At 75.5% G+C, this 20,359-nt stretch carries 7 protein-coding genes and 1 pseudogene; 3 read left to right on the plus strand and 5 right to left on the minus strand.

Translation table 11 applies throughout. From position 1 onward, the window contains the following. Window positions 1–46 precede the first annotated feature (46 nt). The 4 genes and pseudogenes from ACIF6L_RS15895 to ACIF6L_RS15910 all read right to left on the minus strand — a co-directional run bounded on the left by ACIF6L_RS15895 (window position 47) and on the right by ACIF6L_RS15910 (window position 6,483). Window positions 47–2,194, minus strand: coding sequence for an MMPL family transporter (locus ACIF6L_RS15895; protein ID WP_329491355.1), 2,148 nt, complete (start codon window positions 2,192–2,194; stop codon window positions 47–49). 75 nt (window positions 2,195–2,269) lie between these two features. Next, on the minus strand, window positions 2,270–2,665 hold the full coding sequence (locus tag ACIF6L_RS15900) for a hypothetical protein (protein ID WP_352295246.1): 396 nt from the start codon (window positions 2,663–2,665) through the stop codon (window positions 2,270–2,272). 186 nt (window positions 2,666–2,851) lie between these two features. Next, window positions 2,852–3,118, minus strand: a pseudogene (locus ACIF6L_RS15905) (DUF899 family protein); the annotation flags it as partial. Between the two features lie 242 nt (window positions 3,119–3,360). Further along, the gene (locus ACIF6L_RS15910) at window positions 3,361–6,483 is read right to left on the minus strand and encodes a phosphocholine-specific phospholipase C (protein ID WP_396487478.1); all 3,123 of its coding nucleotides are present in this window, start codon (window positions 6,481–6,483) and stop codon (window positions 3,361–3,363) included. A gap of 588 nt (window positions 6,484–7,071) precedes the next feature. Between ACIF6L_RS15910 and ACIF6L_RS15915 the strand changes: the two genes are divergently transcribed. The 3 genes from ACIF6L_RS15915 to ACIF6L_RS15925 all read left to right on the plus strand — a co-directional run bounded on the left by ACIF6L_RS15915 (window position 7,072) and on the right by ACIF6L_RS15925 (window position 19,337). Beyond that, window positions 7,072–10,365: an amino acid adenylation domain-containing protein gene (locus tag ACIF6L_RS15915; protein WP_396487480.1), complete on the plus strand. Its 3,294-nt coding sequence runs from the start codon at window positions 7,072–7,074 to the stop codon at window positions 10,363–10,365. Window positions 10,366–10,467: 102 nt separating this feature from the next. After that, the gene (locus tag ACIF6L_RS15920; RefSeq protein ID WP_396487482.1) at window positions 10,468–16,128 is read left to right on the plus strand and encodes an amino acid adenylation domain-containing protein; all 5,661 of its coding nucleotides are present in this window, start codon (window positions 10,468–10,470) and stop codon (window positions 16,126–16,128) included. Beyond that, a complete protein-coding gene (locus tag ACIF6L_RS15925) occupies window positions 16,125–19,337 on the plus strand; it encodes an amino acid adenylation domain-containing protein (protein WP_396487484.1) in 3,213 nt (1,070 codons plus the stop codon). The genes ACIF6L_RS15920 and ACIF6L_RS15925 overlap by 4 nt, the downstream gene beginning before the upstream one ends. A gap of 67 nt (window positions 19,338–19,404) precedes the next feature. Here the strand turns inward: ACIF6L_RS15925 and ACIF6L_RS15930 are convergent, their stop codons facing one another. Further along, window positions 19,405–20,136, minus strand: coding sequence for a DUF3152 domain-containing protein (locus tag ACIF6L_RS15930; protein ID WP_396487486.1), 732 nt, complete (start codon window positions 20,134–20,136; stop codon window positions 19,405–19,407). Window positions 20,137–20,359: the final 223 nt, after the last annotated feature.

The following is a 20,359-nucleotide window of genomic DNA, read 5'->3' on the forward strand; positions in this document are numbered from 1 at the left end:
CCGCTCCGGTCGCCTACGGTGTTCCACCCGCTGTTACCCGTTCAGCCTAACCGGCCGGGCACCCTCGGGCGGGCTCGCCGACCGGCTCGGGCGCCGCCGTACCGACCGCCGTGCGACCCGGCCGGGCCGGCCACCAGACCCGCTCGCCCAGGTCCCGGACCAGCGCGGGCACCAGCAGCGAGCGCACCAGCAGGGTGTCCAGCAGCACGCCGAAGGCGACGATGAACGCGATCTGGGCCATGAAGGCCAGCGGGATCACACCCAGCGCGGCGAAGGTCGCGGCCAGCACCACCCCGGCCGAGGTGATCACTCCGCCGGTGGCCGTCAGCCCGCGCAGCACCCCCTCCCGGGTGCCGACCCGCATCGTCTCCTCACGGACCCTGGTCATCAGGAAGATGTTGTAGTCCACCCCCAGCGCGACCAGGAACACGTACCCGTACAGCGGCACGGAGGGGTCGATGGCGGAGAAGCCGAAGACGTGGTCGAACACCACCGCGCTGACGCCGAGCGTGGCGAGGTAGGACAGCGCGACGGTACCGGCGAGCAGCAGCGGAGCGAGCAGCGAGCGCAGCAGCACCACGAGCACGGCGAGGATGCAGAGCAGCACGACCGGCATGATCAGTGCCCGGTCGCGCTCCGCCGTGATCCGGGTGTCGTACTGCTGCGCGGTGTAGCCGCCGACCAGCGCGTCCCCGCCCGGCACCGCGTGCACGGCCTGCCGCAGGCTCCGGACGGTGGCGATGGCCGCGTCGCTGTCGGCCGGGTCGGCGAGCGTGACGTCCAGCCGGACCCGCCCGTCCACCTCCGCCGGGGCACCGCCGGGCGCACCGCCGGTGTACGGACGGACACCGGCCACCCCGGGGACGGCTGCCGCGGCGGCGACCGCCTCGGCCCGCCCGGCGGCGGCGATCACCACGGCCGGATTGCCGGCGCCGCCGGGGAAGTGCTTCGAGAGCAGCGCCTGCCCGGCCGCCGAGGGCTGGGCCTTGATGAAGAGTTCGCTCTGCGGGACGCCGCCCGAGTCCAGGGTCGGCGCGAAGGCGGCCAGCGCGGCGAGCACGGCCAGGCCGGCGGCCCAGGTGACCCGCGGCCGGCTCCCGACCAGGGCGGCCACCCGCTGCCAGACGGCGTTCACCGGGGCGCGCCCGTCGGCAGCCGGCCGGGCCGGCCAGTAGGCGGCGCGGCCGAGCAGGACGAGCGCGGCCGGCAGGAAGGTCAGCGCGGAGAGCACCGCGCAGCCGATGCCGATCGCGCCGACCGGGCCGAGCGCCCGGTTGTTGGTGAGGTCGGAGAGCAGCAGGACGAGCAGGCCGAGGGCGACCGTCGTCCCGGAGGCCGCGATCGGCTCGACGGACTGCCGCCAGGCGGTGCGCATCGCCGCGAACCGGTCACCGTGGAGGTGCAGTTCCTCGCGGAAGCGGGCGGAGAGCAGCAGTCCGTAGTCGGTGGCCGCGCCGATCACCAGGATCGACAGCAAACCCTGCACCTGGCCGTCCACCCGGACCAGGCCGTGGTCGGCGAGCAGGTAGACCAGCGCGCAGGAGACTCCGAGGGCGAACACCGCGCCGAGGATCACCAGCAGCGGCAGCAGCAGGCTGCGGTAGACGGCGAGCAGGATCAGCAGCACCACGCCGAGGGCCACGCCGAGCAGCAGTCCGTCGATGCCGGCGAAGGCACCGCCGAGGTCGGCCGCGACCGCCGCCGGACCGGCCAGGCCGACGGTGGTGTCCGGGACCTGGTCGGCGAGTTCGCGGACGGCGCGGACGCTGTCCCCGGTCTGCCGGCCGAGGTCGGAGCGGAGCTGGACGACGCCCTGGAGCGCCCGGCCGTCCTCGGACGGCACGGCGGGCGACACCCGGCCGGTGGCACCGGGGACGGCCGAGGCCTCCTGCAGCGCCCGGCCGGCGGCGGCGCGCTGGGCCTCGCCGACCGCTCCGGTGCGACTCTCCCAGACGACGATCACCGGGAGCGTGGCCGCCGTCCGGAAGTCCTCCCCGAGCCGGGCCACCTCGGTGGACTCGGCGCTGCGGGGCAGGAAGGCGGCCCGGTCGTTGGTGGCCACCTCGGAGAGCTTCCCGGCGTAGGAGCCGAAGGCGCCGCCCAGGCCGAGCCAGACGGCCAGCAGGACGAGCGGAACCAGCAGTCTGGTTCGACGCCGGGAGGCGGGGCGGGGAGCGGCTGGACCGGTGCGCATCGCGGAGCGCCCTTCGGGCGGGGGCAGGTGACGGACCTCCGCATCATATCTCTCGATGATTGAGAGACTTGGCCATCAAGAGGTATGGCGGCCCGACGGTTGCTTCCGACTCCCCCCGAGCAGCCCGGCCACCGAGAGCGCACCCCAGCCGACGGAGACGGCCACCGCCATCACCCGGTGCCGGCGCTCCGGCAGCGCGGTGGCCAGCAGGGCGGCATCGCCCAGGTCGGAGGCGATGCGCACCAGGGTGGCCGCGCGCAGCGCGGAGTCGTCGGGTGCGAAGGCCATCGCCAGGCCGCAGGCGGCGTCCCGGAAGGCGAGCGGGCGCAGACAGGCCGCGGTGGAGCGCGGCAGCGAGCCGTCGGCGGCGGTCAGTCCGGAGGGGGCGGCCAGCAGGGCGGGTCGGCGGGTCACGGCGAGGCCGTAGACGGCGGTGGCGGCGCCGGTCAGCCGGAGCAGACGAGAGTTCATAGCGCGGATCTCCCTGAGTCGGTGGGCGACGTCGGTGGGCGAGGTCGGTGAGCGAGGTTCGTGGACGGCCCGTGGGTCCGGGAGGAAGGCTGGGCGGTTCGCGGCGCCTGCGGGCCGGAAGTCCCACCGCCGTCAGTGGTGGCCGTGTCGGCCGAGGGTCTCCTCCGGGGTCGCTCCCGGGCGGGTCCACATGTGCTGGTAGGCCACGAGTTCGTCGCGGCCCTGGAACAGGTCCGGGAACGGGACGGGGCCGTCGGGGCCGACGAGCTCGACCGTCCCGTCGAGCTCCACCATCGGCAGCCGTCGCCGGGCCGCGGCGATGGCGTCGGCCTCGCGGGTGTGGGCCTTCTCCCGGACCAGCAGCTCGTCCCGGGCGGCCTGCCAGGTCGCCAGGTCGACCACGGGCGGGCGCCCGGGCAGCGAGGAGGTCGAATCGTCCGACGTGGTCGTCATGGTGTCCTCCGTGCTGTCGTGGTGACCGGGCGGCGGCGTTCGCCCTCCTACGACACCAGAGAGGTCCGACAACACCCGGCCGGACGCGCGCGCCCGGCCGAAATCCGCCACCCCGACTCGGCGACCCGACCCGCCGCACCGACCCGCCGACCCGACCCGATGCCCGACGACAAGCCCCCGGCCCGACCGAACGGCCCGCGCACCCCCTTGGGGTACGCGGGCCGCGAGCAGGATCTACCGGGTCAGCCCGTGATCGGCTTGGTGTCGAGGCGGACGTGGTCGACGGCCCAGAACCAGTTGTTGCCGGCGTCGTACATCCGGAACTTCAGGGTCACCGAGCGGGCACCCGCCGGAACGGCGAACTGCTTGGTGACGAAGGCGTTCTGGACGTCCTTGCCGGCGTTGTCGTTACCGGTCGGGTCGCTGCTGTAGTAGACCAGCCGGGTCTCGGTGCCGTTGTCGAAGACGGCGGTGACGGCCGCCTTCTGCGGGGCCTCCTGCCGGTAGTGCGAGTCGAAGGCGAGGTGGAGGGTGCTCGCGCCGGCCGGCAGCTGGACGGCGGGCGAGACCAGGGTGGAGTCGAAGACCCCCTTGCGGGACGGCGAACCGGTGTCGTCCCAGTCGTCCGGGTCGGCGACCGCGAGGATGCCCAGGCCGCGGCTGAAGTTGCCGCGGTCCTGCCCGGCCGGGGTGGACCAGGCGCGCTTGGTGTGGAACGTCCAGCCCTGGAGTCGGGTGGTGCCCTGCGGCATGGCCGGCGCGTTCACCACCGACCAGCCCTGCGGCGCCTGCGGCGTCCAGCCGAGCACGCCGGCCAGCGGCTGGAGGGAGCCGGCCAGCGACTCGAAGTCCTCGCCGAGCAGGTGACCGGCCATCACGGGGGCGGTGCGCGCCGCGATCTCGCCGTCGGCGATCGCGAAGCGGCTGCCGGCCGCCGCGCGGGCGGTGACCAGGATCCGGTGGGTGGCGCCGTCCGGCAGCACGGCGGGCGGGGTGACGTCCCACTCGGCGATCGCGGTGGCACCGGCGGCGAGCGAGGCGGGCGGCGGGGTGACGGCGGTGACCGTCCAGCCGGCCGGCACGACCGGCTGGACCTCGATCGCGGTCAGCGCGGCGGTCGCGGTGAACCGGGCGGCGACCCGGGCCGGACGGCCGGGCAGCAGGATCGCCTCGTCGATCGTGGTGGACGCGGCCTTGAGCGTGACGTCCAAGGCCAGCGGGTCGGCGAGGCCCATCGCCGGGTCGGTCACCAGGTGGTCGCCGTCCCACGGGAAGCGCCCGGCGATCCGGCGGCGGAAGCCGAGCTCGCCGCGGACGCCCACCGCGACGTCGTACCAGCCCTCCGGGCCGACCTTGACATTGACGGTCCGGTCGTCACCCGCCGCGACCCGCACCTCGCGCAGCCCGTCGCCGTAGGCCAGGTCGCCGACCAGGAAGGTCTGGGCGGTGCGGGTGCGGTTGATCACGTCGACCTCCAGCACCTTGCCGTTCTGCTCTTCGGAGAGCGAGATCTCGTACGCCGAGGCGGCGTCCCCGCGCAGGTGCCAGAGCGCGCCGTTCGGGCCGTGCACCCGCAGGTCGTAGCCCTCGGGGCCGACCGTCCAGACGTCGGAGAGGCGGCTCTTGGCGCCCACGGTGTAGTGGCGCGGCGCGGTGCCGGGCGCCGGGTAGACGGCGAAGACGGCGGCCTGGCGGCCCTGGTTGATGAAGTCGACGGTCAGCTCGTCGCCCTTGAGCTTCGGCTTGACCAGCAGGTCGTACGGGCTGATCCGGGCGGTGCGGGTGCCGCGCTGCTGCTGCGGGAAGGCCTGCGGATCGGGCACCGTGGGCGCGGGCAGCTTGCCGGTGTCGACGACCTTCTGCCGGTTGCCGCTGGTGTCGGGCAGCTGCGGCCAGACCGGGTTGCGCCCGGAGAAGTCGAAGACGTTGGTGAGGTCGCCGGTCACGGCTCTGCGCCACGGGCTGATGTTGGGCTCCTCGATTCCGAAGCGCTGCTCCAGCAGGCGCAGCACCGAGGTGTGGTCGTAGACCGTGGAGTCGACCACGCCGCCGCGCGTCCACGGCGAGACGACGATCATCGGGACGCGCACGCCCAGGCCCATCGGGTACGGGCCGGAGACCAGGGTCTCGCCAGCGGGCAGGGTGTCGGACCAGGAGAGCGAGCCGTCGGCGGCCTTCACCCGGTACTTGCCGTCCTGACCGACCACCCGGTGGTAGGTCGAGCCGCCCTTGGAGACCCGGACCACGACCTCGCCGTCGACCGAGACGGTCGACTTGCCGCGCCCGGCGGCCAGCGGCGGGACGGGCGGCAGCTGGTGGTCGAAGAAGCCGCCGTGCTCGTCGTAGTTGAGGATGAAGACGGTCTTCTCCCACACCTCCGGCTTAGCGGCGAGCGCGGCGAGCAGCCGGGCCGTCAGGTGCTCGCCGTTCGGCGGGGCGTAGTTGGCGTGCTCGGAGAGCGCGGCGGGCGCGACCAGCCAGGAGACCTGCGGCAGCCGGTCGGCCTGGACGTCGGCGGTGAACGCCTCAACGAGGGCGTCGCCCATCGCGAAGGGGTCGTCCTTCTTCGCCGGGTCACCGACCGCGCGCAGGCCGCGCTCGTAGAGCGGCTCGCCCGGCTTGGCCTTGACGAAGGGGGTGAACCAGGCGAGCGCGTTGTCGTCGAAGTTGTCCAGCGCCTGGTAGGTCTTCCAGCTGATCCCGGCCTTCTGCAGCCGCTCGGCGTAGGTGGTCCACTCGTAGCCGCCGGGGATCTCGGTGTTGTCGGTCACCGGGGTGTCCCGCACTGTGCCGCCGCTGGTCCCGGTCATCAGGTGCTCGCGGTTGGTGTTGGTGTTGCACTGCACCGACGCGTAGTAGGCGTCACAGGTCGTGAAGACCGAGGCGAGCGCGTTGTAGAAGGGCATGTCGGCGGGCTCGTAGTAGCCCTGGCCGAGCCAGCCGCCGGAGCGGCGGGTGACCGAACCGTCGGCGCGGCCGTCGTTCCAGGCGTTCATCGAGTCGACGAAGCCGAACGCCGGGGCGCCCTGCTGGTAGGCGTTGGTGTGGGCCGCGTTCATCGGGAACGGCAGCAGGTGGCCCTCCTTGCGCCCCGGGTCGGGCTGGTGGAACACCGAGCGCCCGTTGACCCCGCGCACCGCCGTCCGGTCGCCGAAGCCGCGCACGCCGGGGAGCGTACCGAAGTAGTGGTCGAACGCGCGGTTCTCCTGCATGAACACCACGACGTGCTGGATGTCCGCCAGCTTGCCGGGGCGGGCCGGCGCGGCGAGCGCCTCACGCACGCTGAGCGGGAGGGCGGACAGCACGGCGGCCGCCGCCGCGCCGCCGAGCAGGGTGCGGCGCGACAGTTCGGGCATCGGAATCATCGGGGGACGGCTCCTTGATCACGGATGCTGGGCCTCCGTTTCGGCCCAGACCCGTTATGTATAGGCGTCCGAGATCAACGGAAGTGGACCGGTTCGATGGCGTTTCGATGACGGACAGAGAACCCCGAGCTGTACAGACAACTTGACTGCACCTGTCATCCCTCCCGCCGCCGCCCGCGCAGCCGCCCCCGACCGCCGTCGCCCCCGGTCCGGCCCCGGTCCGAACCCGCCGTCGGGGCGGCCCTCAAGACCGCCACCGGGACGGCTTGTGGCGGAAGATAGTTGACGAACCGTCGGACCGCCCCGCCCGGGTCGTGAACAACCCTTGACGAGGCATGTGGTCTGTGGAAATCTCACGACAGGTCCAGGCCAATGATCTTTCCACGGGGGAGAAGATCGGACCGCTTGACGCATCAGGGGGGAACCTGGGAGTCGGGTCGGCCTTGCTCCAGCGGCCTGTCGACCGGTCCGCGGGGCGGCCCGGACCGCATCCGACGGCCGCGCCCTCCACCGGGCCGCACCGTCGCGGCGGAACCCGGTCGGACGGGTCACCGCAGCCCCGCCTCCGACTCCCGAATCGAGCCCGTCATGTCCCCCTCCCCCGTCGACTCCGCCGCCACTCCAGGCTCGTCCGCCGCACCAGTCTCCTCCATCACACCGGGCCCGTCCGCCGCACCGGAGGAGGAGCCCGCGAGAGCGGCGAACACTCCGGCCCGGGCCGGGCGCCCCGCCTCCCCCGCCCAGCACGGGATCTGGCTGACGACCAGGCGGACCGTCGTCCCCGAGGCCTTCCACCTCGCCCTGCGGTTCCGTTTCGACCGGATCGACGCCGACGCCCTGGCACGGGCCGTCGCCGCCACCGTCACCCGCCACCCCGCGCTCGCGGCGGCGCTGGTCGAGGAGGACGGCCTGGTCCGCGAGGTCCCGGCGGGGCGGCCGCCCGCCCTCACCGTCGTCGACGCGACGGCCGACAGCGGCGAAGGCCTGGCCAAGCGACTGGCCGAGGAACTGGCCCTCCCGTTCGACCTCGCCGCCGGACCGCTCGCCCGGTTCACCCTGCTCCGGCGGGCCGGTGGGGCGGCCGACCTGCTGGTGGTGGCCCACCACGCGGTGTTCGACGGGCACTCCAAGGACGTCCTGGCCGCCGACCTCGCCACCGCCTACGCCGCCGCGCGAGCCGGTGGACCGGCCGCCGCCGACTCCCCCGCCGCCGACCCCGCGACCTCCGACCCCGCGTCCCTCAACCCCGCCGCCCCCGACAACCGGCGCGACGCCCTCAGGACCGAACCCGGGCCCGAGGCCGTCCGCCGGGCGGCCGCCTTCCACGGCCCCCGGTGGGCCGCCGCCACCGACCCGGTGCTGCCCCACGGCCCCCGGGCCACCACCGACGCCGGCCGGGGCGAGGCCGTCACCTGGCGGCTCGACGGCGCCGGCCGGACCGCCCTGGTCGACGCCGCGCGCGACTGCGGGGTCACCGTCTTCGAGTTCCTGCTCGCCGGCCTGCACGGCCTGCTGCGGCGCTACGGCGGCGAGGCCGTCCCGGTCGCCGTCCCCTTCGCCACCCGCCGTCCGGAACGGCGCGACGACATCGGCCTCTTCGTCAACGAGCTGCCGGTGCACGCCCCGGCCGGCGCCGGGGAGGACGTGACGTTCGCGGAGTACGCCCGAGCCGTCCGGGCCGAGGTCCGCCTGGTCTCGGCCCACCGCGCCGTCCCGTTCGGCGCCGCCGTGCCCGGGCTCACGCCGCGGACCGGGCTGGCGCCCGTCTCGTTCGGCTACCGCCGCCGCACCACCGCCGACCCGGTGTTCCCGGGCAGCACCACCCGGGTCGACTGGACGGTGTTCCCGCACGCCTCCCGCAACACGCTTCACCTCCAGGCGGTCGAGGACGCCGGGGCCGTCGGCTTCTCCCTCCAGTACGACCCGGCCGTCCTCTCCCCCGCCGCCGCCCGGCGCATCGCCGGACACCTCACCGCCCTGCTCGCCGCCGCCACCGCCGACCCGGGAGCGGCCCTGGCGGACCTGCCGCTGCTCGACGAGACCGAGCAGCGGCTCGTCACGAGCACCTGGAACGCCACCGAGCACGCCTACCCCGCCGACCGGACGGTGCTCGACCTGGTCCGCGAGCGCGCCGGCGCCACGCCCGAGGCCCTCGCGGTGGTGGCCGGTGCCGAGCGCCTGACGTACCGGGAGCTGCTGCGGCGCACCGACCGGCTGGCGAACGCGCTGACCACGGCCGGCGTCGGCCGGGACGACCTGGTCGCTCTGCACCTCGGCCGCACCGCCGACCTGCCGGCCGCGCTGCTCGCCGTGCACACCGTCGCCGCCGCCTACCTGCCGCTCGACCCCGGCTACCCGGCCGAACGGCTCGCCCTCGTCCTGGCGGACTCCGGCGCCACGCTGCTGCTGGCCGACCGCGAGCCGGCCCCCGAAGTGGCCGCCGCGGCCCCGACGCTGCTGCGGCTCACCCACGTGGCGGGCGACACGGCGGGCGACGCGCCGGCAGACGACCCGGCCACCACCCGGACCGCGCCCGGCCGGCTCGCCTACGTGCTCTACACCTCCGGCTCGACCGGCCGCCCCAAGGGCGTCGAGATCGGCCACCGCGCGCTGGTCAACCTGCTCTCCGGCTTCGCCGACCGGCTCGGCTCGGGCCCCCGGGACGTCTGGCTCGGCCTCACCTCGCTCTCCTTCGACATCTCCGCGCTCGAACTGCTGCTGCCGCTGGTCACCGGCGGGCGGCTGGTGCTCGCGCCGGACGGCCTCGCCGTCGACGGCCCGGGCCTGCGGTCGCTGGTGGAGCGCGAGGGCGTCACCCACGCCCAGGCCACCCCCTCGGGCTGGCGGGTCCTGCTGGGCGCCGGACCGCTGCCGCCCGGCCTGACCGCCCTGGTCGGCGGGGAGGCCCTGCCGCTGCCGCTGGCCCGCGAGCTGCGGGCGGGCACCGACCGGCTCCTCAACGTCTACGGACCGACCGAGACCACCGTCTGGTCCACCTGCGCCGAGGTCCCGGCCGCACCGGAGGCCGTCCGGATCGGCCGACCGATCGCCAACACCCGCGCGTACGTGCTGGACGGGCGGCGCCGGCCGCTCCCGATCGGTGTGCCGGGCGAGCTGTACCTCGGCGGCGACGGGGTCGCCGAGGGCTACCTGGACCGGCCCGGGCTGACCGCCGAACGCTTCGTTCAGGACCCGTTCGGCGCGCCCGGCGAGCGGCTCTACCGCACCGGCGACCTCGTGGCCTGGACCGCCGACGGCGAACTGGAGTTCCTCGGCAGGCTCGACGACCAGGTCAAGATCCGCGGCCACCGGATCGAGCTCGGCGAGATCGAGTCGGCGCTGCTGGCCCACCCCGCGATCGCCGAGGCGGCCGCCGCCGTCCGGCGGGACGAAGCGGCCGGCGACGCGGAGCCGTTCGTCGCCGGTTACCTCGTCCCGGCGCCCGGGGCAGTCGTGCCGGACGCCGCCGAGCTGAGGGCCCTCCTCCAGCGGACGCTGCCGGCCGCCGCCGTACCGCAGCGCTTCGCGGTGCTCGACCGGCTGCCCCTGACGCCGAACGGCAAACTGGACCGCCGTGCGCTGCCCGTCCCCCCACGCCCGGCCGACGCCGCGAGCCAGGGCTCGACCGGGGCGACCGGAGCAGCCGGGCAGCAGGAGCACGACGAGGTGCTCGACGCCGTGCTCGGGATCTGGGCCGAGGTGCTGGGACTGCCCGACCTGCGCCCCGAGGACGACCTGTTCGAGCTCGGCGGGCACTCCCTGACGATCATCCAGATCACCGCCCGGATCCGCGACCTGCTCGGCGTCGAGCTCGACTTCGACGTCTTCTTCGCCACCCCGACGCCGCTCGGCATCGCCGCGGCCGTCCGCGACCTGCGCTGACCTCCCGGGCGGGCGCGCTGCACCGCGCCCGCCCGCTCACCCCGCGGCCGCTCCCGCCCCGAGGGCACCGCCACCTCCGACGTGCGCCGAAATGGATCACCGATGACCGACATCCAGGACCCCACGGCCGGGCTGTCCGCGACCAAGCGCGCCCTGCTCGCCCAGCGGCTGCGGACCGCCTCGGCCCCCGCCAGAACCGTGCCGGCCAGACCGCCCGGCACCGCCCCGCCGCTCTCCAGCGGCCAGGAACGGCTCTGGTTCATGGACCAGTTCGCCCCCGGCTCCACGGCCTACACGCTGGCCCCGGCCCGCCGGCTGCGCGGGCCGCTCGACCGCCACGCGCTGGACGCCGCCCTGACCGACCTGGTCGCGCGGCACGAGGCGCTGCGGATGTCCTTCCCCGGTACCCCCGAGGGCACCGCCGAGGTCCGCGTCGCCGAACCCGCCCCGTGCGCGGCCCGGTTCGTCGACGCCGCCGCCGACCCGGACCCGGCCGGGCGTGCCACCGCCGAACTCGGCGCCCTGGCGGCCGAGCCCTTCGACCTGGCCGCCGGACCGCTGCTGCGCGCCCTGCTGGTCCGCATCGCCCCCGACGAACACGTGCTCGCGCTGGTGATGCACCACATCGTCAGCGACGGCTGGTCGCTGGACATCCTCCACCGCGAGCTGGACGCGCTCTACGCCCGGCACGCCGACGGCACCCCGGACGGCCTGGCGGCCCCCGCCGTCCGGTTCGGCGACTACGCGCACTGGCAGCGCGAGCGGCTGACCGGCGGCGCGCTGGCCGCCTCCCGCGCCTACTGGCGGACCGAGCTGCGCGACGTCCCCGTCCTCGACCTGCCCACCGACCGACCGCGGCCCCCGGTGCTGACCTTCGACGGCGCCGCCCTGGAGTTCCACTGGGATGCGGAACTCGGCAGCGGCGTCAACGCCCTGGCCCGCTCCGCCAACGCGTCGGCGTACATGGTGCTGATGGCCGCGCTGCAGACCCTGCTGGGCCGGCACACCGGCTTGCGGGACTTCGCCGTCGGCTCGGCCGTCGCGGGCCGCCTCCACCGCGAACTGGAGGACGTCGTCGGGCTGTTCGTCAACATCCTGCCGATCCGGGCCCGGCTGGAGGGCGACCCGACCTTCACCGAGCTGCTCGGCCGGGTCCGCGAGACCACCCTCGACGCGTACACCCACCAGGAGGTGCCCTTCGAGCAGATGGTGGCCGACCTGGAGATCGAGCGCGACGTCAGCCGGTCGGCCGTCTTCCAGGTGAGCTTCGCCTTCCAGAACTACGGCGACCGCACCGCGAGCAGCACCCACACGAGCACCGGCACCAACACCCGCCCCGGTGGCGCTCCGGCCGGGGAGGGCTTCGGCCACGAGGCCACCACCACCCGCACCGACCTGGCGCTCTACCTGCGGGAGAAGTCCGACGGCGGCCTGTACGGGCTGCTCACCTACCGCACCGACCTCTTCGACGCCGCGACCGTCCGGCGCCTGGTCGAGCGGTTCGAACTGCTCCTCGCCGCCGCGGTGGCCGACCCGGCCCGCCCGATCTCCCGGCTGCCGCTGCTCACCCCCGGCGAACGGCGGGACGTCCTGGAGACCTGGGCCGCCGGCCCACCGCTGCCCGCCACCGCCGGTGCGCCGGACACCCTGACGGCGCTGCTCGCCGCCACCGCCCGGGACCACCCGGAGCGCCCGGCCGTGGTCCTCGGGGACCGCACGCTCGACTACCGCGAGCTGGAGCAGCGGGCCACCGGCCTCGCCCGGCGGCTGCGGGCGCTCGGTGTGCGGCCCGACGACCGGGTCGCGGTCTGCCTGGAGCAGTCCCCCGAGCTGGCGGCGGCCCTGGTCGGCGTGCTCAAGTCCGGCGGTGCCTACCTGCCGCTGGACCCGGAGCAGCCGCCCGCCCGGCTCGCCCACCTGGTGGCCGACGCCGAGGTCCGGGTGCTGGTCACCGACACCGCGCTGCGGGGGCGCTTCCCCGGCTACACCGGCGCCGAGCTGCTGCTCGACCCGGGTCCGCCCGGCCCGGGGCCCCTCACGCCCGATCCGGAACCGCTGGACGAGGCCGCCGGCCCGGACCACCTGGCCTACGTGATCTACACCTCGGGCTCGACCGGCGCCCCCAAGGGCGTCGCCGTCCAGCACCGGCAGATCCTCAACTACCTGGCCGGGGTGCGCGAGCGGCTGCGGATCGAGCCCGGCGCGAGCTACGGGCTGCTGCAGTCGCTGTCCTTCGACTTCAGCATCACGATGCTCTACCTGGCGCTGAGCAGCGGCGGCCGGGTCCACCTGCTCCCCCGCCGGATCGCCGGCGCCGAACTCGCCGAGCAGATCGAGGCCCTGGAGCTCGACTACCTCAAGATGACGCCCTCGCACCTGGCCGCGCTCGGCTCCGACGCCCCGCTGGAGCGGCTGCTGCCCCGCCGGGCGCTGGTGCTCGGCGGCGAGGCCTCGGCCTGGCCGTGGGCCGCCGAACTGGCCGCCCTGGACCGCTGCGCGGTGTTCAACCACTACGGCCCCACCGAGGCGACCGTGGGCGTCACCGTCCACGAGGTCACCGCCGGCACGGCCGGTCCGGGGAGCACCCCCATCGGCACCCCGCTCGCCGGGGCCCGCTGCCACGTGCTCGACGAGGCGCTGCAGCCCGTGCCGCCGGGCGTCACCGGCGAGCTGTACCTGGGCGGCGACCGGCTCGCCCGCGGCTACCTGGGCCGCCCCGACCTGACCGCCGAGCGCTTCGTCGAGGACCCGTTCGGTGCGCCCGGTGACCGGCTCTACCGCACCGGCGACCTCGCGCGCTGGCGGCCCGACGGCGCCCTCGACTACCTGGGACGCGGCGACGACCAGATCAAGGTGCGCGGCTACCGGGTGGAGCCGGGCGAGATCGAGGTCGCCCTCACCGCCCTGCCCGGCATCACCCAGGCCGTGGTGCTGGCGCGCGGCGAGGGACTGCGGCAGGCGCTGGTCGGCTACCTCGAACACCCGGGCGGGGGCCCGGCGCCCGCGCCCGCCGAGCTGCGCGAGGCCCTCGCCGAGGTGCTGCCCGACTACATGGTGCCGGCCCGCTTCGTCGTCCTCGACCGGCTCCCCCTGCTGGCCCACGGCAAGGTCGACCGCCGCTCGCTGCCCGAGCCCGAGGAGCCCGCCGCCGCCGGCGAGTTCGTCGAACCGCAGGACGAGGCCGAGCGGTTCCTCGCCGGGCTCTGGGCCGAACTGCTCGGGGTCCCCCGGGTCGGCGCCCTGGACGACTTCTTCGAACTCGGCGGGCACTCGCTGCTCGCCACCCAGGTGGTCGCCCGGCTGCGCCGGGCCTACCCCGAACTCCCCACTCCGGTCGGGGTGATGGACCTCTTCAAGTACCCCACCGTCCGGCGCCTCGCCGCCCTGCTCAGCGACCCGGACGCCGACCGCGGCCCCCGCCGCCTGCTGCACCGGCTCACCCCGGCCGGCCGCCGGACCACCGCCAGCATCGTCTGCACCCCGTACGGCGGCGGCAGCGCGCTCATCTACAAGCCGCTCGCCGACGCGCTGCCCGCCGACTGGGCGCTGCACTCGCTGGCCGTCCCCGGCCACGAGCTGGGCGAGGAGGCGATGGACATCGACGAGGTGGCCGCCCGCTGCGCCCAGGAGATCGTCGACACCGTCGAGGGGCGGATCGTCCTCTACGGCCACTGCGGGGTCGGGGTCCGGCTCGCCGTGGAGGTCGCCCGCCTGGTCGAGGCGGCCGGGCGGGAGATCGAGGCCGTGCACCTCGGCGGGATCTTCCCGTTCGCCCGGCCGCGCGGGCGCGGCGCCGCCGTCGGCGAGCGGTGGGCGCGGATCGCCGACCGGCTCCGCAGCGACCAGGGCATGGTCAACGCCCTGGCGGCGGCCGGTCTGGACACCGACGAGGTCGGCGCCGAGCAGCTGCGCCTGATGGTGCGCAACCGCCGGACCGGCACGAAGGAGGCCGAGCAGTACTTCACCCGGCTCTTCGAGAGCGAGGACGGCCGGATCTCCGCACCGGTGATCGCGGTCTGCGGCGACCGGGACCCGGCCACCGAGTTCTACGAGGAGCGGTACCGGGAGTGGCACCGGCTCAGCGACACCACCGGTGTGGTGGTGCTCGACGAGGCCGGCCACTTCTATCTCAAGTACCGGGCCGCCGAACTCGCCGAGATCCTGACCACCGTGCACCGCTCGGTCGCGGCGGGGCGGGAGCGGCGGCACGAACGGGCCGACGGCGCCACCTGGTGGCTGGCCGGCCTCTCCCGGGACGGCGCCGAGCAGAGCGCCGACGCCCGCCCCGCCGCGCCCGGCGCGCGCACCCCGGCCGGCGCGAAGAGCCCGGCGGCGGCACGGCCGACCATGCGGCGGTTCCTCGGCGTCGCCGCCGGGCAGCAGATCTCCATGATCGGCTCGGCGCTCACCGAGTTCGCCCTGCCGGTCTGGATCTACCTGACCACCGGTTCCCTCGCCCAGTTCGGCCTGCTGGCGGCCTGCGGGCTGGTGCCCGGCATCCTGGCGGCGCCGATCGCCGGCGCCGTCGTGGACCGCGGCGACCGGCGCCGGATCATGCTGTACGGCGACGTCGCGGCCGGCCTGACCCAGGCGGTGATGCTGCTGCTGTTCCTCGCCGACGGCCTGCGGGTCTGGCACGCGTACGTCCTGATCGCGGTGCTCTCGACGGCGCTCACCTTCCAGCGGCTGGCCTGGAACTCGGCCGTCCCGCAGCTCGTGCCGAAGCGGTTCCTCGGCCGGGCCAACGGCATCGTCCAGATGGCCTTCGGGCTGGCCCAGTTCCTGGTGCCGCTGTTCGCCGTCGGACTGCTCGCCGCGCTCGGCCTCGGCGGCATCCTCGCCCTCGACGTGGCGAGTTACGTGGTGGCCACCGCCGTCACGCTGGCCGTGCGCTTCCCGGACGTGATGGCGGCCCGGCGGCGGGAGAGCGTCGCCGCCGAGATCCGGGCCGGGTTCCGGCGCGCGCTGGGCAGCCGGCACTTCCGCGCGATGCTGCTGTTCTTCGCCGTCCTCAACATCTTCCTCTCCCCGCTGTTCCTGCTCACCACCCCGCTGGTGCTCTCCTTCGCCCCGCTCGCGGCGGCCGGGTGGGTCGCCGTCGCCGCCGGCCTGGGCGCCGTGCTGGGCGGTCTGACCCTGCTGGTCTGGGGCGGGCCCCGGCGGTTGCGGCTGCGCGGCGTCCTGTTCGCCACCCTCGGGCTGGCCGGCGCCTGCCTGTTGACCGGTCTGCGGCCCTCGGTGCTGCCGGTGGCGCTCGGCGCCTTCGGCATGGCCTACGCACTGGCTCTGGTCAACGGCGTCTACGCGACGATCGTGCAGACCAAGGTCCCGCTGCGGTTCCACGGCCGGGTGATCGCGGTGAACACCATGGTCGCCTGGTCCACCCTGCCGGTCGGCTTCGCCGTGGTGGCGCCGCTCGGGCCGCGCCTGGTCCAGCCGTGGGTCGACGAGGACGGCGCGCTCGCCGGCACCGTCGGACGGCTGATCGGCACCGGCGAGGGGCGCGGCATCGGCCTGCTCTACCTGCTGTTCGGCCTGGCCATGGTGCTGCTGGTGCTGGCCTGCCTGGCCGTTCCCGCGCTGCGCCACTTCGACCGCGACGTCCCCGACGCCGAGCCCGACGACCTGGTGGGCCTGGCCGCCCTGACGGGCCGCGCCACCACGACCGCCCAGCCCACCCCCACCCCCACCCCCATCCTCACCACCGCGCCCGCCGACACCCCGCCCGCGCGCCGTACCGGAACCGAGGCCGCCGTCCGATGACCAGCACCGACCAGACGACCGGCGCCGCCCGCCCGACCGAGGCCGCCCACCCGCTCACCGAGGAGCAGCGGCGCCTCTGGTTCCTCCAGCAACTGAACCCCGCCGACACGGGCTTCACCATGTACCTCTGCCGGCGCTGGAGCGGTCCGCTCGACCAGGGCGCGCTGCGCGCCGCGCTGGACCGGCTGACGGCCCGCCACGAGACCCTGCGCACCCGGTTCGCCCTGGACGGCGAGGCGCCCGTCCAGCTGGTCGAGCCGCCCGCGCCGGTCCCGCTCGCGCTGGTCGAGCTGGCCCCCGGCGCGAGCGAGCGCGACTTCACCGAGGCCTGCCGGCCGGCCGTCAACGCGCCCTTCGACCTGGCCGAGCGGCCGCCGCTGCGGGCCGTCCTGGTCTCCGCCGGGCCGGACGAGCACGCGCTGGCCGTGGTGGTGCACCACATCGTCTCGGACGGCTGGTCGTTCCGGATCCTCTGGCGCGAACTGCTCGCCCTCTACCGGGAGGAGACCGGCGAGGCGCCGGCCGGCCTGGCACCGCTCGCCCTCCGGTACGGCGACGTCGCCCGCGCCGAGCGGGAGCGCGCGGCGGCCGGCGGCGCCGAGGCCGCGTTCCGCTACTGGGCCGAGAAGCTGGCCGGCACCGGCCGGCTGCGGCTGCCGCTGGACCACCCGCGGCCGGACCACCCGCGGCATCCGGCCGGCTTCGCCCCGGTCGAGCTCGGCCCCGGACTCACGGCGGCCCTGGACGCACTGGCCCGGCGCGAGCGCTGCACCCCGTTCATGGTGCTGCTGGCCGCCTACCAGTGCGTGCTGGCCCGCTGGACCGGCACCCGGGACTTCCTGGTGGGCACCCCCCTGGCAGGTCGGACCGAGGCCGCCCAGGAGGCACTGGTCGGCTACTTCGCCCGGACCGGGATCATCCGCGCCGACCTCACCGGCGAGCCGGACTTCCGGACGGTCCTGCACCGGGTGCGGACGGCCACCCTGGGCGCGCTGAGCCACCAGGAGGTACCGGTGGAGCGGCTCGCCACCCACCTGGGCCTGCCCGCCGAGGCCGGCGCCGCGCCGCTCTACCAGGCGGTGTTCGTCCACCAGAGCCAGTACGACCTGGCCGGCGGCGACGGCGGCGCCGACCTGCCGGCCGGGGTGCGCACCGCCTCGATGGACTCCGGCTTCGAACGCGCCAAGACCGATCTGCTGCTCGACAGCTGGCGGACGCCGGACGGCGGTCTGACGCTCTCCTTCGCCTTCGACCGGGAGGTCCTCGACGACACGACGGTCGCCGCGCTCGGCGCCCGCTGCCGGGCCCTGCTCGCCGCCGTCGTCGAGGACGCGGCGCTGCCGCTGCACGGCGACTGGCTGATCGGGCCGGAGGAGGAGGCCGAACTCCTCGCGCTCGGCACCGGACCGGCGCCCGGCCACACCGGGCCGGTGCGCCCGTGGCTCCCCCGCTTCGCGGAACGCGTCGCCGCCGCGCCGGACGCCCCGGCCCTGGAGTGCGACGGCCGCACCCTCTCCTACGCCGAACTCGACCGGCGGGCCGACGACCTGGCCGCCCGGCTCGGACCCGTCGCCGGTCAGCTGGTGGCGGTCCGGCTGGCGCCCTCGCTCGACCTGGTGGTCGCGCTGCTGGCGGTCTGGAAGGCCGGGGCCGGCTACCTGCCGATCGACCCGGCCCACCCCGAGGAGCGGCGGCGGCTGATGCTCCGCGAGTCGGGCGCCGTCCTGCTGCTCACCGACGAGGACAGCGAGGGCGACGGCGAGGGCGCCGAGAGCGGCGCGGGCCCGCGGATCGTCCCGGCCGCCGCGCCCTCCCCGGGTGCGGACCGGGCCGGGCTGGCGTACGTCCTCTACACCTCCGGCTCCACCGGTACCCCCAAGGCGGTGGCCGTCGACCACCCGGCCCTCGCCGCCCGGGTCGACTGGATGGCCGGCCCGGACGGCTACCGGCTGGCGCCCGGTGACCGGATCGTCCAGTTCGCCTCGATCGGCTTCGACACCCACGCCGAGGAGCTCTGGCCCGCCCTCGCCGCCGGCGCCTGCGTGGTCCTGCTCCCGGGCGGCGGGCGCACCCTGCCCGAACTGCTCCGCGGCCCGCACGGCCGGTCGGTCACGGTGCTCGACCTGCCCACGGCGTACTGGGAGGAACTGGTCTCCCTCGACGGGCGGACGCCCTGGCCGGCCGCCCTGCGGCTGGTGGTGCTCGGCGGCTCCGAGGCCCGCGCGGACTCCGTCGCCCGCTGGCGGGAGCGGCACGGCGACGCCGTCCGGCTGGTCAACACCTACGGCCCGACCGAGGCCACCGTGATCGTCACCGCCGCCGACCTCACCGCCCCGGACACCACCCGGCGCCCGCCCCTCGGCCGCCCGCTCCCCGGCGTCCGGCTCTACGTCCTCGACGAGAACGGCGCCCTGCTCCCGCGCGGCTCCGCGGGCGAGCTGCACATCGGCGGCGCCGGCCTGGCCCGCGGCTACCTGGGCCGCCCCGACCTCACCGACGCCGCCTTCCGCCCCGACCCCTTCACCGGCACGAGCCCCGGCGCGCGGATGTACCGCACCGGCGACCGGGCCCGCTGGCGCGCCGACGGGCAGTTGGAGTACCTGGGCCGCACCGACGAGCAGATCAAGCTGCGCGGGTACCGGATCGAACCGGCCGAGATCGAGGCCGCCCTCAGCGGCCACCCGGAGGTGGCCGGAGCAGCCGCCGTCGTCCTCGCCGGCCGCCGCCTGGTCGGCTACGCCGTCCCGGCCCCCGGCGCCGAACCCGCACCGGCTGCCCTGCGCGAGCACCTGGCCCGGTCGCTGCCCGCCTACCTCGTCCCGGACACCGTCGTCCTCCTCGACCGGCTGCCGCTGACCCTCAACGGCAAGCTCGACACCGCTGCCCTCCCCACCCCCGACCCGACCGCCACCGCCGAGTACCTGGCCCCGCGCACCGACGCCGAACAGCTCGTCACCGACCTCTGGGGGGAGGTCCTGGGCCTCCCCCGGGTCGGCGTCCTCGACGACTTCTTCGCCCTCGGCGGCGACTCCCTCCTGGTCACCCGCGTGGTCGCCCGGATCCGCGCCGCCGTCGGCCTGGACGTCCCGATCCGCGACGCCTTCGAACTCTCCACCGCCGCCGCCCTCGCCGCCCGGATCGAGGACCTGCTGATCGCCGAGATCGAGGCCCTCAGCGAGGAGGAGGCCGCCGCCCGGCTCACCGGCTGACCGCCCGGAGCGCGTGACGCCGGTCGCCCCGCCGGAGGTTCGGCGGGGCGACCGGCGTCACGGGTGGCTACGGGGCCGGGGTGGCGGGCGGGAGGAGGGGACCGGTGAGCAGGGTGCCGGTCTCGGAGTAGGGCCAGCCGTTCGGCACGCACCCGTGCAGGCCCTTGATCTGCTGCATCATCACCGGCGCCGGCTGACCCGGGCCGGGGCAGTCGACGTGGCCGAGGCCGAGGATGTGGCCGACCTCGTGGTTGACCGCGAGCGCGTGGTACTGCTCCGGCTGGCCGGTGTAGAACTCGGTCAGCTCGTTCCAGCGCTTGGCGTTGATGACCACCTGGTGGCCCACCCCGCAGTTCACCGACCCGCCGGTGTCCAGCCCGTACTGGCCGCATATCCGGTCGGTGGTCTTCGGGCTCGCCAGGTAGACGGTGAAGTCCACCGGGTCGGCGGGCATCCGCTGGAAGGAGCGCGTGCCGTCGGCGGCCCAGCCGCGCCGGACGTCACCGAGGACGGCGTCGACCGCGGCGGCGAACTGCTCGGGGCTCTCCTTGAGCCCCTTCTCGGCCCGGACCTTGTAACGGTAGACGTGCTCGCCGCTGCCGAAGGGCGGGGAGCCCCCGGTGGCCGTGGTGAACGCCATCGGGTCCAGCGACTTGGCGGCGGGCGGGGCCCAAGGCTTCCACCACAGCAGGCCGGCGGTCAGGGCGCCGATCAGCACCACGGCGAGCCCGCCCGCCCAGAGCTTCGCTCCGGCGGGCAGGGAGCCCCCGCCGCGCCGGAGCCCCCCGAGGCCCCTCATCGGCCGCTCCCCGCCGTGGGGCGGCCGCACCGGAGCGCCGGCCGTGGCACCCGGGGCGTCGGAAGGACGGTGGCGGCGGGTCGGAGGCGGTCCGAGGTCTGCGGCGACATGGTGGGGCGAGACTCCTGTACGAAGGGACGAACGTATGCACGATTGTGCAGGAAAGAACGGACGCCGACGGACGACCGGTTCAAATCGGCCGCTTCCGCCCGCTGCCGACCCC

Source organism: Kitasatospora sp. NPDC086009, from assembly GCF_044540385.1.
Lineage (GTDB): Bacteria > Actinomycetota > Actinomycetes > Streptomycetales > Streptomycetaceae > Kitasatospora.

Coding starts and splice junctions, on each gene's coding strand:
- ACIF6L_RS15895 (WP_329491355.1), bottom strand. CDS start 2,194: ATGCGCACCGGTCCAGCCGCTCCCCGCCCCGCCTCCCGGCGTCGAACC.
- ACIF6L_RS15900 (WP_352295246.1), bottom strand. CDS start 2,665: ATGAACTCTCGTCTGCTCCGGCTGACCGGCGCCGCCACCGCCGTCTAC.
- ACIF6L_RS15910 (WP_396487478.1), bottom strand. CDS start 6,483: ATGATTCCGATGCCCGAACTGTCGCGCCGCACCCTGCTCGGCGGCGCG.
- ACIF6L_RS15915 (WP_396487480.1), top strand. CDS start 7,072: ATGTCCCCCTCCCCCGTCGACTCCGCCGCCACTCCAGGCTCGTCCGCC.
- ACIF6L_RS15920 (WP_396487482.1), top strand. CDS start 10,468: ATGACCGACATCCAGGACCCCACGGCCGGGCTGTCCGCGACCAAGCGC.
- ACIF6L_RS15925 (WP_396487484.1), top strand. CDS start 16,125: ATGACCAGCACCGACCAGACGACCGGCGCCGCCCGCCCGACCGAGGCC.
- ACIF6L_RS15930 (WP_396487486.1), bottom strand. CDS start 20,136: ATGAGGGGCCTCGGGGGGCTCCGGCGCGGCGGGGGCTCCCTGCCCGCC.